This window comes from uncultured Sunxiuqinia sp., assembly GCF_963974515.1.
Lineage (GTDB): Bacteria > Bacteroidota > Bacteroidia > Bacteroidales > Prolixibacteraceae > Sunxiuqinia.
In genome coordinates this window covers 1-14030 of record NZ_CAXBDD010000043.1, presented here as the reverse complement: position 1 = coordinate 14030, position 14030 = coordinate 1, and the positions used below count along the sequence as shown (strand labels likewise).

Genomic DNA, 14030 nt, shown 5'->3' with positions numbered 1-14030 from the left:
GAAAAATTGTTTATTTATACCGATTTTTAACCGGAATTTAAGTTTTACATTATTGATCAAACATAGAAAACTAATCGAATGAAAAGAGTTGTGATTGTTCGCCATGCGAAAGCAGTGCCATACGGCTATGATGATGATTTTAGCAGAAAACTTCGGGATCGGGGAAAAGATGATGCGAACCGGATTAGTTCTAAATTAATGGGTGATGGAGTAAAAGCTGACCTGATTATTTCCAGTCCAGCCAAACGAGCTTTGAAAACGGCGAAAATTTATGCTGAAAATTTTCGCTATCCAACTCATTCAATCCAAATCGAAGAAGAATTATATGAGGGAATGACAACACAGGAGTTTGTTGATCTTTTGCGTGACGTTGCCGAAGAAGTGCAAACTGTTTTTGTTTTTGGACATAACCCGCTGGTATATCACCTGACCAATAATCTTGTTAAGTTATTTAACAGCGACATGCCAACTTGCTCCACAGTTGGTGTCGATTTTGATGTCAATAGCTGGAAAGAGGTTTCGGCGAGAGGTGGAGATTTGGCATTCCATTTAACACCCAGAATGATCAAATAATCAGGGTTCGAAAAAATAACAGACCGAATTTCTCCCCGGAAGATCAGTATTGAGATTCCGGGGATTCTTATTACTTTCGGGTTCTTGCTGTAGAGCTATAATAACATTTTTTCGCAAAACCAATTTCACATGCAGCTATTTTATACGCCAGACATCATCGATTCAAAATTCTATCTAGACGAAACAGAATCGAAGCATGCTGTTCGTGTTCTGCGACTCGCGAATGGTGACAAAATCCAATTAGTTGATGGCAAAGGAAATTTTCTCGAGGCCAAAATCGTTGATGCACATCCAAAAAGATGCGAGGTTGAAATCACAAAAAAAACAAGCGAAGTCAACAGGCGAAGTCATTACCTCCACCTCGCGGTAGCCCCAACGAAGAACATTGATCGTTTTGAATGGTTTCTTGAGAAAGCCACCGAAATTGGCGTGGACGAAATTACCCCAGTGTTATGTGATCATTCGGAACGAAAAACAATTAAGAATGAGCGGCTTGAAAAGGTGATCATTTCGGCCATGAAACAGTCGTTAAAAGCGTATTTGCCAAAGTTAAACCAGCTAACTCCGCTGAAAAGCATCCTGGAATCGGATTTTGGTGGCCGAAAGTTTATTGCTCATTGCTATGAACAGAAAAAGCGAGAACTTAAGGAGGAATTGGATTTAAGCAAGTCCAACTTAATTCTGATTGGCCCTGAAGGCGATTTCTCAGAAGAGGAAGTTAAGCTGGCACTTCAGAGGCAATTTATCCCGGTTAGTTTGGGCGAAAGCCGCCTAAGAACGGAAACCGCTGCTGTTGTCGCTTGTCATACCGTTAATTTACTCAAATCATAGTCCATGGTTGGCTGATGTTTTTTTATGGTCAAATTCGATTAAAATATTCTTCAAATCTTTCTTTTTCCTAATTCCTACCCTATTTTTGCTTTCCATAAAAAAGCAACTATGAATCGATCGTTAAAAGAATACCTTCTCCTTACTCTTAAAGGTATGGGAATGGGGGCTGCAGATGTTGTTCCCGGAGTTTCAGGCGGCACAATTGCATTTATTACCGGGATCTACCAGGAATTGATTGACTCCATAAAATCCGTCAACTTCCACTCGTTGAAATTATTTTTCACGGGCAAATTTAAGGCCTTCTGGAATGAAATAAATGGTAATTTCTTATTTGCCGTTGTTCTGGGCATCGGCATTAGCATTTTATCCTTGGCCAGAGGCTTGGAATACTTGCTTAATCATCACCCCATATTAATCTGGTCTTTCTTTTTTGGGCTAATTGTTGCTTCCGCGATCTATGTTGGTAAGGATATTGGTCGATGGAATGCAGCAACTTTTTTGGCGCTTACAGCCGGAGCTGTGGTTGCTTATTTCATCACTGTCATCACGCCGGCTGAAGCACACAGCAGTTATGTCTTTGTTTTTTTATCGGGATCAATCGCAATCTGCGCTATGATTCTACCGGGCATCTCGGGCAGTTTCATTTTAGTGCTTCTCGGAATGTACAAATTTATTTTGGGAGCAGTTTCCAACTTTAATTTGCCGGTCATTGCAGTCTTTATGGCGGGAGCCGCGATCGGAATTGTACTATTTTCAAACTTACTAAGTTGGTTACTAAAGCGCTTTTACGACGTGACCATAGCATTGCTCGCTGGTTTTATGATCGGTTCGCTAAACAAAGTCTGGCCGTGGAAAGAAGTGGTCGAAACTTTCGTTGATCGCCACGGAGTAGTAAAGCCGCTTCTGGAACAAAACGTTTTGCCCGCAAATTACGAAGCATTGACCGGCAATTCGCCTCAATTGCTCGGTGCTATATGCCTGGCTATTGCCGGTTTTGCTCTTATTTTTATAGTCGAAGGAATATCGAAGCGCTTACAAAAATGAAAACATACGGACTAATTGGCTATCGATTAGGATACTCTTTTTCCAAGGGATTTTTTAAAGAGAAATTTGAGAAAGAGGGATTAACGGGTCATGAATACCTGAATTTCGAGCTGGATCGAATCGATGATTTTCCTTCGATTTTCGAAGCAAATGAGCACATTGCGGGACTCAATTGCACCATTCCATACAAACAGCAAATTATTCCGTATCTCGATGAGATTGATGAACAGGCGGCAGAAGTAGGGGCCGTCAATACAATAAAAATTATCCGCTCAAACAATCAAATTAAGCTAAAAGGATACAATACCGATTGCTATGGCTTTGAGCATTCAATCGTGCCCATGCTAAAATCGAAACATCGAAAGGCCTTGATTTTAGGCACAGGCGGTGCATCAAAAGCCATTAAGTATGTTCTTACTCAGAACAAAATTGAATACATTTCAGCGACGACAAAAGAGAAATTGGATGTAAACGAAGTGAGCTACAATCAAGTTGACGAAAGTTTGCTGAAAGATCACCTCATTGTTATCAACGCTACTCCTTTGGGAACTTATCCTAAGGTTGACAACTGCCCGGCGATTCCTTATGAGTTCCTCACGCCGGATCATGTTCTTTACGACTTGGTTTATAACCCGGAGGAAACTTTATTCATGAGAAAAGGAAACGTAAAGGGAGCAGCAACTAAAAACGGGTTGGAAATGCTTCACCTGCAGGCCGAGAAAGCCTGGGAAATCTGGAATGAATAAAACCCGGTTATTAGTCTAATACGAAGCGATACGTAATGGTCCCCTGCTGAACAGCAGGAGCTGAAGGATCTTCATTGAACCGGGCCTTTAAAGCGGCTTGTCTTGCTTCATTCAAAAACTGGGCACTGGAAATTGTTGATCCACGCGCACCCGGTTCAGCACTGATAACTTTGCCTGATTTATCAACCCTAACCGTCACAACGACGATTCCATCCTCATTTCCAGGATAATTGGGTTTTGGCAACGATTTGTGCGAGCGGCCCCCCAGATCATATGAAATTCCATCTCCTTGTCCACCGCCATCGCCATAGTTGTCGGAGTTAGCCGAACCATTGGGCGAACCTTGGTTTCCTCCCGGGAAAGTGACTCCCTGCCCCATGCTTTCCGAATCACTTGTTCCGGCACCTCCGGCTCCAAAAGCATTCGATGCCCGATTATTTATTTCTGCAATTTTTTGTTGTTCAGCTTCTTTTCGCTTCCGTTCCGCTTCAGCCTGACGCCGGCGCTCAGCTTCCTCAGCCAGTCGTTGGCGCTCTATTTCGGCCAGCCGCTGACGCTCAAGTTCAACTTTACGTTGTGCTTCTTGGTCTATTTTTCGCTGCCGCTCAAGTTCTTCCTGTTTTCTTTTGTTTTCCTGTTCCTGCAAACGCTTTCGTTCTTCTTCCTGCTTCTTTTTGGCAGCATCAATGGCCACCGTTTCCTCAAAATCCTGAGTCATCATTTCTTCTTTAACCTCAGGCTGAGAAACAGATGGTGTGGGTGGGGGCGGTGTAACAGGGGGCGGCGTAACCTCTTTTTTCTCTTGCACAACAGGAGGTGCTGTTTGCCTGCTTGGTGCAGGTTCTTGCGGGCCACTTCCCTGATCTGTATTACCAAAATTCACGAGAATACCTTCTTCTCCCGGCAATGGAAGTGGAGTGAAAAATCCAAACAGCAGGAGCAATATCAAAACAACAACGTGGAAAATAATTGTCCCTACAAATCCCTTTCTATGTTCTCCAATGTAGCTCATTAACGTCCTTCCGGCGCGGTGGCCAAAATCATTTTATACTTATTCCTCTTCGCTATGTTCATTACTTTAACAACTTGCTCAATCGGAACTGACTTATCGGCATGTAGCGACACATATGCTTCGGGATTATCTCCAATGGCCAATTGCAAAGCAGGTTCTATTTCGTGGAATGCGACGCGTTCAACTTCTCCTCCGGTATTGACAAAATACTTGAGATCGGCCGTAATCGAAACAGTGGTCATCGGCTTTGCTGCGGTTTGATTGTTACTTTGTGGCAACAGCAGTTTCAACGCGTTGGGAGCAATTAAAGTTGAAGTCACCATAAAGAAAATCAGCAACAAGAACACGATATCGGTCATGGAGGACATGCTGAAACTGGCATCGACTTTATTTCTTCTTTTTAAGGCCATTGCTGTTATCTTGCTGGTTCATTTAAAAGATCAAGAAATTCAGAAGTGGCTGCTTCCATTTTAAAAATTACCTTTTCAACATTGGCTACCAAAATATTGTAGGCAAAGTAGGCGATAATCCCAACGGTCAAACCTGCTACTGTTGTTACCATGGCCTGGTAGATTCCGGATGACAACAAAGTTACATCAATGTTGCTGCCAGCATTAGCCATATCGTAAAATGCCTGAATCATTCCGATGACAGTTCCCAGAAAACCAATCATTGGAGCACCACCAGCCACACTGGCCAAAACAGGCAAGCCCTTTTCAAGCTTGGCAATTTCGAGGTTGCCAACTGTTTCAATCGCCGAGTTCACATCTGCCATTGGACGGCCGATCCGGCTTATTCCCTTCTGAATCATCCGGGCGGTTGGGTTATCCTGCGAACGGGCCAACGACAATGCCGCTTCTATGTTACCCTGTGAAATGTAATCCTTCACGCGTTCAAGTAACGAATAATCAACTTTGCCAGCCTTTTTAACGGCAAAATATCGATCGAAAAAAATGAATACTGCTATTAACGAAAGTACCAGAATGGGAATCATAATCCACCCACCCTTTAATGCTAAATCAAAAAAACGGGTTACAATCCCATCTTGACCTGCTGATTCTGCCATCACGTCAAGACTATCGCCAGCTGCATTCGAAACTTGTAAAAGAATATTTCCAAACATAAATTTTTATTTAGAGGAACACATAAAAAACGAGGTATAAAAGCATTTATTATACCCCTCAAAAATAATGAATATTTACAAAGTTACTACTTAAAGTAACACGATCAGACACCCGGTTCAGACCGGCAGCTAATATACAACTTTCATGCCTCAATCTTCTTGCCGGATTCCAATCAATCGAACCATTTTATGCCAGAGCTCTGTGAAATTGTCATAGTTCTCCCGGTATGAGATTCCGATACCCTGGGTATACGGCGAAGTTTCATAAATCAGGTTATTATTTGACCGGTTGTAGGCTTTCAGCTGAAGCTTACCATTGTTTGTCAATTTAACGTTCAAATCGAAATCGCCAACAATGTTGTTGCTATTGGAACGGGCAGCATTCGTAGTACTGTTGTTACCAATGTTGCCATTTATGGTAACCCGATCATTGAAAATTTGCGTACTCAACGCCAGTTCAATTTCATCGTCCGACATTTGATTGCCTGGACGATAATTCACTCCGATATCAAAATCGTTGCTAATTTGTGAAAGCCAGTTACTAAGTTGGTTCGAAAACAACTCACTCGCTGTAGATCCAACCACATTGGAATTGGAAGCCTGATAAGATCCGCGAAGGTATTCAGGGGTATAAAACCGCCCCAATACCAACAGCGACAGGATCTGTCGGTTCATCTCCTCCTCTGTACTGATAAATTGTTGCACTTGATCTTTTATCCGGTCTTCGGCTGTTGGAAAATTGATGTCGAAAGCGATCGATGGATTATTCAGGTTCTCGGTTAGAAAAATGCCACACGTTACCGGAATTCGCTGAGCATAATCAATATTCTCGACCGAATTGGGAAAAAGCTCAGTTAAGGATGCCTTTAATCGATAGATGGCTTCAATATCAACAATAGCATCATATGGCTCGCCATTCCAGCGGATCGTACCTCCGCTGGCTATTTCAAACTTTTTATTTATCACATTCTGCAAAGTAAACAAATAGTCGCCCTGATCAACCCGATACTCCCCGAACATCGTAATATTGAAATCCGGGTCAATGCGAACCTGCATGTCGCCTGTTCCACGCGATCGAATCATATCGCCAATCTGCGAATTATAAATCAGCTGAACAAGCGCATCGGGTGTTATATCAAAATCAAAGATCATCTTGACATTGGATTTTTCGGTTCGCACCTTCCGCTCCGTTGATTTGGCGTCCTGTGTTTCACTATTCACAAAATGAATGAAATCATACTCCTGTGCTTCCGCTTCATAATCTAACGAGATATTGATGGATGTGCCACTTAAGCTGGTTGCTTCCGAAGTTAAAGTAATATCTTTACCATGTCCTCGAATTTCCAAAACGCCTTTGGCATAAGCCTTTCCATAAAATCGTTCATTATCTCTGAAAGTCGTATTCATAGCCATCAACCTCGAAGTACGTAAAGCCAGATTATAATCCATATTCCCAAAGTTATCATGACGAATGGAGCCATTAAAAACCCCTTTGTTCCCCTGGTAGTCAGTAATTTGAATTTGATCAAACACAATGGAGTCGGAACGAAAGCTGATGGTGTCGCTGAAATAATAATCTACCTGAAGTGCTTTCATGGCCAGCCCCGCATCAAGACCAAGCACATCGCCATCCAGCAGAATTTTCTCTGTGTTTCCGTGGATCCACACATCGCCAGTGCCGCGACCGCGAATATCCTGAAAACTATTCTGCAGAATCGGTTGCAAAATTGTCAGTGATAAATCATTCAAGCTGGCGTAAAAATCAATCGAGTCGTTTGCCGGAGTGTAAGTGCCATAGGCGTAAAAAGCCTGATGGTTTTTACTGTCAATCTGCAATTCTGTCTGAATTTCCTCCGACTGCCGATCCCACTTGCTAACAATGCTAAGTTCTCCAATCTCATGGTCCCGAAAACTCAAATCATTGATCCTCAAATCAGATAAAAACAAGGCACGTTCATACACATCAAAGACACTTGCTGTTCCATTCAGAATTCCCTCAACTTCAAAGTTTCGTTGTGCGAGTGAGTTCAAATGCCCTAGATTCAACTCATTCACCTTTAAATTCAACCGATCACTTTTATCTTTTGAAATCACGCCATCCAAGGTAAATTGCTGGTCTCCATTCGAAATCTGAAAGTTACCAACAGCAATTCTTGTCGAATCGATGGTTATTCGAGAAGGGTGCACCGTCCAAAGGGTGTCCGAAATATAAATCCGTGATGGTAAGACCTCCATATCAACATGCGTACGATCGTAACCGTTTTTTAGAAAATCGACTTGGGTCTCCAGTTCGCCGCTGTAGGTTTCCTGATGAAAATTATTCCACACTATTTTGGAGTTCAGCCGGTCATCTGCGGCATCAGCTAAGATAGCCAGATTGTAAATACTCTGATTTTCATTCAACTGCAACTCATCTAACCGACTCTTAAATTCAATCTTCTCATTGGTATGCACAGACAATGAATAGCCATTGAAAACCAAATCCCGGTATTCCATTCGTGGAATATCGGCAACCAGATCCAGAGTCAGCCCCTGATCGTCAAAGTGCCCGGTAATTTCAGCAGGTCCAACAAAGAGTTCGGGAAGCAATGTCTTAGTTAGTGGTTTCATATCCTTCACCGTCACCATGAAATCAAACTGGTTCATTGTCATTCTTTCATTAAACTCAATACCTGAAGAAGGTAAATAGCGATGAATTAAATTTTTAAAACTTCCAAACAGGGTCAGAAAAGAATAGTTTCCGGCAATATGAGCATCTGCAAAATCGGAACGAACCTGAAGATGAGAAACATTTTCAAAATACGTATTAACACTTAAACTACTGAGAGCCAAGGTGTCGTATTCGTTGACGTATTGTCCTTCGGCAACCTGAATATTACCGTCCAGGTTATCAATGCTATTCCCCTTAAAATTGGCATTCAACGCCATTGAAAGCAGCGACTTTTCAAAGGTGTGATCAAGATTCAGTGCTATCAGGTTGGCTTGCTCCAGATTGAGCTCAAAATCAAACTCCGGGATCGGCGTATTAAAATCCAGTTTACCAACAAAACCAGCATCAAGGTTGGGATCGCTGATCGTCAGATTACCTTCGAATTTTCGATCCTGAACTGCACCGTCGAGGGTGAGATTCTTAAACTTATAATCATTAAAAACCAGACTATCCACAACTCCTGCAATGGCGACGTTAAAAGCCCGGCTTATTTTATGAAACGAACCGTTAACCTGTCCGTTAAATGTAAGCTGCTCAAATTTGTCATACTGAGTAAACGCGCCCAACTCGAAATTAACTGTTTTTACACTCCCGTTAACTTTTAACCGATTTCCTTGTAGCGGAACAAAAGAAAGGTCGGTCCTTATTTCCCCAAAATTGGATCGCACGGTTCCGTAGGCGACAAAATCGCTTAAAAACCCTGTAAAATTTCCTTCGTAACGAACAACACCTGCATCGTGCAACAAGGGCGAAAACTGCAAATAATCAGCCTTTGAAGAATGGGGTAATTTAATCTGGCTCAAATCTTTAAAATCCGCTGTCGAGCTTTTTAAATCCAACGAGATGTAAGTCTGATCCAAATTGGGCAGGCCATTGGTGTAAAAATCGCAAACCAAGCGGGTATTTTCGCCAAGGCTCATTTGCAAATCCTTGGCTTTCAAATCTGCAATGGTTCCATAGACCCGTCCTGAAAGATCCATTTTCAAATCCATTCCCCGCACGGAAGGTACCAGCTGTCCCAAGTCAACAAAATCCAAAACCGTTTCCTTCAAATCGACATCCAGCTTCAAAAACGAAAAATCCTTACCTTCATGCATTTCTGTTTGATCAATGGTCACATCGGCGTTAACAATAGCCGAATGTGGCGTCTCCACCCGAAGGTTTTGCAGTTTCACCATGTGATTGGATGAAACCAGTTGCGTACTCAACGAAGTTAATTTAAAAGCCTTGCGGTCGTCAAGACTCATCTGGTTGATATTGAACGACAATGAATCATGATGTAAAACAAAATCACTGACGTCCATCTGAATGTTATATAAATCAATGGTTTTCGGTGCCTCAGTTTTATAGTACGAGTACCCCAAACGCGTATCGCTAAAAAGAAAATTCTGACAAATAAAATCCCAGTTATCTTTTTGTTTATTGGAACGCAACGCATCGAAAATAAATTTATAATTGGGCAGATTCTCTTCCGTAAGCGAAACAAAGAGTTTGGTCTGCTCCATATCAAGCGACGACAGGTTGATCATTTTCCGTTTCACACTCAAATCGTCAATCGAAGCCGCCATTCTCCCCACATAAAATAAGGTATCCTGCTGCTGATCTTCAACCAAAAACTCATTCAAAATAACCTGATTGAAAAAACGAATGTCCACACTTTTCAGTGTTATCCTTGTATTCAGCCGTTCCGAAAGGTTATTGGCAATTTGCCTGACCAAAAAAGTTTGGACCACACTGGCCTGGAAAGCCAAATAAGCTCCCAGAATCAGGACGACCAGGATCCCAAAACCCCACAATACTATTTTAATCGATTTTTTGATAATTTTGTCCCTCGGTAATTTGAAAGCAAAATAAACTAAATTCCACGTAAATCGTTAGGTTCAACAGTTAAAATAATTGAATCTTACCCTGAAAATTGGTTTTCATGAATAACAAAAAAGATATCATCATTTTAGGAATTGAGTCATCATGCGACGACACCTCAGCCGCTGTTATCAAGAACGGTGTTCTGCTGTCGAATATTATAGCCAGCCAAAAAGTTCACGAAGCTTACGGCGGTGTTGTTCCCGAACTGGCGTCGCGGGCGCACCAGCAAAACATCGTACCGGTAGTCGACCAAGCTATTAAGCAGGCCGGAATCAGCCGCGATGAAATCTCGGCTGTAGCCTACACCCGTGGTCCGGGTTTGCTGGGATCGTTACTCGTAGGAACCTCGTTTGCCAAAGGTTTTTCGCTGGCAGCCGGTATTCCGATGATTGAAATCAACCATCTTCAGGGGCATGTTTTGGCTCATTTTATTGAAGAAGGTGGCGTTGAATTTCGCGAACCAAAGTTTCCACATCTCAATTTGCTAGTATCCGGAGGAAACTCCCAGATCATTATTGTCAGGGATCATTTGGAGATGGAGGTGATTGGCCAAACCATTGACGATGCGGCCGGCGAAGCATTCGACAAGTGCGCCAAAGTGATGGGCATGCCCTACCCCGGCGGTCCTCTGATCGACAAACTGGCGAAAGAGGGTAATCCCCATACTTTCGAATTTTCGAAACCTCGCATCAAAGATCTGGACTACAGTTTTAGCGGACTAAAAACAAGCTTTCTGTATTTCTTGCGCGACCGAATCAAGGAAAACGAAAACTTTATTAAAGAAAATCAGGCCGATTTGTGTGCTTCGCTCCAAAAAACCATCATCGATATTTTGATGAGCAAGCTGGTGAAGGCGGCAAAGCAAACCGGCATCAAAGAAATTACCGTTGGTGGTGGTGTTTCCGCCAATTCGGGCTTGCAAAACGCCTTGAAAGTCGAAGCCGAAAAACGCCAATGGAACTTGTTTATTCCCAAGTTTGCCTTCACCATGGACAATGCGGCCATGATTGCCATTACCGGCTATTACAAATACCAGAAGGGACAGTTTGCCGCGCAGGATGCCGTTCCGTTTGCCCGAATGAGTATTAACGATTAGCAATCGCCACAGGTAAAGCGTGGATTAGTCAACCGAAAAATAGTTTGAGTAACATTTAATGCATGCTGAAGAATGCCAAAAGCATGTTGAGGAACATAAAAAGCACGTTGAGGAAAGCATAAAGCACCTGAAGAAAGGTGTGGCGCAAGACTTGGAAGAAACAGGCGAAAGAACAGAAAAAAAACGCATGGAAAACGCGAATGTTGACCAATCGCTTTGCAATCTTCACCAGCATGGAGCAAACGGACTCTGAAACAGACTTGAAACTCGAAACTTAGGATTTGGAACTTAAATTTTGAAACTTGGAACTTGATCAAAAAATACCCGTCATTATTGTTACCGGCTTTCTTGGAGCCGGTAAGACCACATTTATAAACGAAGTGATACGCCATCACCAGCAACTGAAACTGGCCTTGGTTGAGAATGAGTTTGGACAGCAATCCATTGATCAGGATTTGATTGTGGGCATGCGAAGTGAGAATATTTTCGACTTAAGCAATGGCTGCATCTGCTGTTCCATTTCCAACGAATTCTCCTTAACCCTGCTCGACCTAGCCGAAAAAGCCGGTGAAATTGACTACCTGCTCATTGAAACCACGGGAGTAGCTGATCTTTCGAACGTAATCAAACCTTTTTATGAAGACCAGGAATTGAAAGAAAAATATACGCTTGCCGGGAGTGTCTGCCTGGTTGATGCCCAAAATTTTGAGCAGCAAATGAGTGAGCGCGAACAACAATTGCAGGTTATTCTGAGCGACTTACTCATCATCAACAAAACCGATAGGGCTTTAGAAACCAGCTTACCCGAGATTGAGAAAAGACTCGCGGCATGGAATGGAACCGCGGAGACAATCGCTACGGAATTTGGAAAAAGCAACGGGTTTTTCCTTGAAAATTTTGCTGAAAAAGTACAGGGAAGACTGGAACAGAAAATGGCCGAGCCCTTTCTTTTTCGCTTGGTCGAATCGAAAAAGTATACCACATTCACCCACGAGTTTTCAGGCCATATAAAACTGGACCGGTTCAAATATTGGTTCGATTATTTTGCGGCCATCAATCAACTCCAGATATACCGCATCAAAGGCATTCTTTTCACTCAAAACAACCCCAACAAAATTGTGGTACAATCAGTCGGCGGAGGTACGAGCTATTCGGAAGGCAGCCTGATTATGCCCGGTGAAGCTCCAAAAAACCGGCTTGTTTTTATTGGAAAGGAAATTGATTTTGAGCGGATCGGCTTCGAACTGAACAACTACTTAGCCAAGGATCTGAATCCATAAGGGGAGCGTTAAAACACTCAAAATCGTGCTCAACACCACCACCTTCGAAGCAAAGGTGGCGTTCAATTTGTATTTTACCGACAAAACGTAAGGCGTTAATCCCATGGGCATCGCGCCTTCCAAAATGCTGGAGCGAACATCGAATGACACACCAAAAGACAGGACCACACCATAAAACACTAAGGGTAAAAGCAGCAAAATAGCGATTGAAAACCCTGCCACCGGCAACCATTCTTTTAGCTTTCCAAACGGGTGGGTTCCCAAAAACAGTCCCAGCGAAAACAACACAACGGCCGTTACCGAAGTAGCAAACAAATCCAGCCCTTTCACCAAAATTTCAGGCACTTCAAATTTCAATATTGAAACCAGTAAGCCAAGCAAAACAGCTATAAGCAGCGGATTCTGAAGCAGGTTCTTCACCACAACAAGCGGATTGACATCGTGCTCGCCCAACACTTCAACCAAAATAATCCCCAGGGTGAACAACCAAAACAAATAAACCGCCGACAGCAAAGTAGACTCGGCCAGAATGCCGGAGCCATATACATTCATCAGAACCGGAATGCCCAGGTAAGACACGTTGCCAAATGAAAAAGCCAAAATCAAGGTACGCAAGGTATCGGTGCTCAACCGGAAAAGTTTGGCAACCGGGAAAGCCAACAGCATACACAACACAATGTAAGCCGAATTCCATGCAGCCAGATCGATATACTCGGCCAAAGGCACGTCCAGCTTAAACAAGGCCACCAGGATCAGCGCCGGAAAACCAATCCACAGCGCATAGTCATTCAACACATCAATCCATTCTTTTTTAAACGACTTGGTCCGGCTAAAAAGCAAACCGGCCAAAGCAGCCAGGAAAAGCGGGAGTATGGTAGATAACGACAACCAGTAATTTTGCATGGGCCCGGGCTATATGGATCTACTAATTCTTCAGGAACGGACGTACATCGGTTAAAAACATGCCAGCCGATTTTGCAGCCTGCATGCCCAAAATGCCATCTTCGTAAACATGGCATTTCTCCGGATTAATTTTAACCAACTCGGCGCATTTCAAAAAGGTTTGAGGTAAGGGTTTGTGCTCGGTCACATCATCGGCCGTAACAATAGCATCAAACAGATCATAGATTTTCAGCGCTTTTAGTTGCAGTTCAGCACTTGTACGGCTGGCCCCGGTGCCCACAGTCAGCGGAATTTTACCATGATACTGATGCACCAAACTGATCACCGACTCGTGCGGGCGAAGCTTGTCAATGCTGTTCCAAAACGTTTGCTGTTTCATACGCACCATTTCCTCCGGGTCCACGCCTTTCAATCCATTATCACGGATAATCCGGTGAGCAAACTCAATGGTCGGCATACCAGTCATTTCTTCAATGATTGACGGGTCGAATTCACAGTTGTAGTGTTTACAAACCGTGTACCAGGTAGCAATGTGAACCGGGAGCGAATCGGACAGCGTTCCATCTAAGTCAAAAATCAACGCCTCTGCGTCCGGGTGTTTATCTAGCTTCATAACTTCTCTCTTGAAATTAGCGGGTGAAATTACGCTTTTTTTTACAGCTTAAAACTTTCCTGACGGCACACGTCCCAATATCCCAAGAATTTAATCTTCTATTAATTTTATGACTGCCGGATGACCTGCCTGTCGATTCTGCAGTGGCTGTTAATTGCTGTCATTGATCGTTCAAAACAATTGAATGACCACCTGTTAACAATTGAATGACTCCTTAATGACAATCAAATGAC

General features: G+C 43.0%; 13 protein-coding genes. 7 read left to right on the top strand and 6 right to left on the bottom strand.

Translation table 11 applies throughout. The annotated features are described in order from the left end of the window. The first annotated feature begins 78 nt into the window (after positions 1-78). The 4 genes from AAC033_RS10860 to AAC033_RS10845 all read left to right on the top strand — a co-directional run bounded on the left by AAC033_RS10860 (position 79) and on the right by AAC033_RS10845 (position 3194). A complete protein-coding gene (locus tag AAC033_RS10860; RefSeq protein WP_339737954.1) occupies positions 79-573 on the top strand; it encodes a histidine phosphatase family protein in 495 nt (164 codons plus the stop codon). 129 nt (positions 574-702) lie between these two features. Beyond that, positions 703-1404 (top strand): 16S rRNA (uracil(1498)-N(3))-methyltransferase, encoded by a 702-nt coding sequence (locus tag AAC033_RS10855; RefSeq protein WP_339737952.1) that lies wholly within the window; start codon positions 703-705, stop codon positions 1402-1404. Between the two features lie 108 nt (positions 1405-1512). Then, positions 1513-2448 (top strand): DUF368 domain-containing protein, encoded by a 936-nt coding sequence (locus tag AAC033_RS10850; RefSeq protein ID WP_339737950.1) that lies wholly within the window; start codon positions 1513-1515, stop codon positions 2446-2448. Next, the gene (locus AAC033_RS10845; RefSeq protein WP_339737948.1) at positions 2445-3194 is read left to right on the top strand and encodes a shikimate dehydrogenase; all 750 of its coding nucleotides are present in this window, start codon (positions 2445-2447) and stop codon (positions 3192-3194) included. The genes AAC033_RS10850 and AAC033_RS10845 overlap by 4 nt, the downstream gene beginning before the upstream one ends. 10 nt (positions 3195-3204) lie before the next feature. On the opposite strand, the gene AAC033_RS10840 is transcribed toward AAC033_RS10845, so the two are convergent. The 4 genes from AAC033_RS10840 to AAC033_RS10825 all read right to left on the bottom strand — a co-directional run bounded on the left by AAC033_RS10840 (position 3205) and on the right by AAC033_RS10825 (position 9835). Further along, on the bottom strand, positions 3205-4206 hold the full coding sequence (locus AAC033_RS10840) for a cell envelope integrity protein TolA (RefSeq protein WP_339737946.1): 1002 nt from the start codon (positions 4204-4206) through the stop codon (positions 3205-3207). Next, a complete protein-coding gene (locus AAC033_RS10835; RefSeq protein WP_339737944.1) occupies positions 4206-4616 on the bottom strand; it encodes a biopolymer transporter ExbD in 411 nt (136 codons plus the stop codon). The genes AAC033_RS10840 and AAC033_RS10835 overlap by 1 nt, the downstream gene beginning before the upstream one ends. Positions 4617-4621: 5 nt before the next feature. Next, on the bottom strand, positions 4622-5329 hold the full coding sequence (locus AAC033_RS10830) for a MotA/TolQ/ExbB proton channel family protein (RefSeq protein WP_339737942.1): 708 nt from the start codon (positions 5327-5329) through the stop codon (positions 4622-4624). A 150-nt stretch (positions 5330-5479) separates the two neighbouring features. Next, positions 5480-9835: a translocation/assembly module TamB domain-containing protein gene (locus AAC033_RS10825; protein ID WP_339737940.1), complete on the bottom strand. Its 4356-nt coding sequence runs from the start codon at positions 9833-9835 to the stop codon at positions 5480-5482. Between the two features lie 128 nt (positions 9836-9963). Between AAC033_RS10825 and tsaD the strand changes: the two genes are divergently transcribed. From tsaD to AAC033_RS10810, 3 genes are read left to right on the top strand one after another with little or no spacing between them, the layout of a single operon-like run. After that, on the top strand, positions 9964-11001 hold the full coding sequence (gene tsaD, locus AAC033_RS10820; RefSeq protein ID WP_339737938.1) for a tRNA (adenosine(37)-N6)-threonylcarbamoyltransferase complex transferase subunit TsaD: 1038 nt from the start codon (positions 9964-9966) through the stop codon (positions 10999-11001). Between the two features lie 58 nt (positions 11002-11059). Continuing rightward, positions 11060-11254 carry a hypothetical protein gene (locus AAC033_RS10815; RefSeq protein ID WP_339737936.1) on the top strand — a complete coding sequence of 65 codons (195 nt, stop codon included), beginning with the start codon at positions 11060-11062 and terminating at the stop codon, positions 11252-11254. A 49-nt stretch (positions 11255-11303) separates the two neighbouring features. Continuing rightward, complete coding sequence (locus AAC033_RS10810; protein ID WP_339737934.1) at positions 11304-12281, top strand: GTP-binding protein; 978 nt, start codon at positions 11304-11306, stop codon at positions 12279-12281. Here AAC033_RS10810 and AAC033_RS10805 read toward each other — a convergent pair. Continuing rightward, on the bottom strand, positions 12258-13184 hold the full coding sequence (locus tag AAC033_RS10805) for an AEC family transporter (protein ID WP_339737932.1): 927 nt from the start codon (positions 13182-13184) through the stop codon (positions 12258-12260). The two genes, AAC033_RS10810 and AAC033_RS10805, sit on opposite strands and share 24 nt — an antisense overlap. Positions 13185-13206: 22 nt before the next feature. Then, positions 13207-13797, bottom strand: coding sequence for an HAD-IA family hydrolase (locus AAC033_RS10800; RefSeq protein ID WP_339737930.1), 591 nt, complete (start codon positions 13795-13797; stop codon positions 13207-13209). Between the last annotated feature and the right edge of the window lie 233 nt (positions 13798-14030).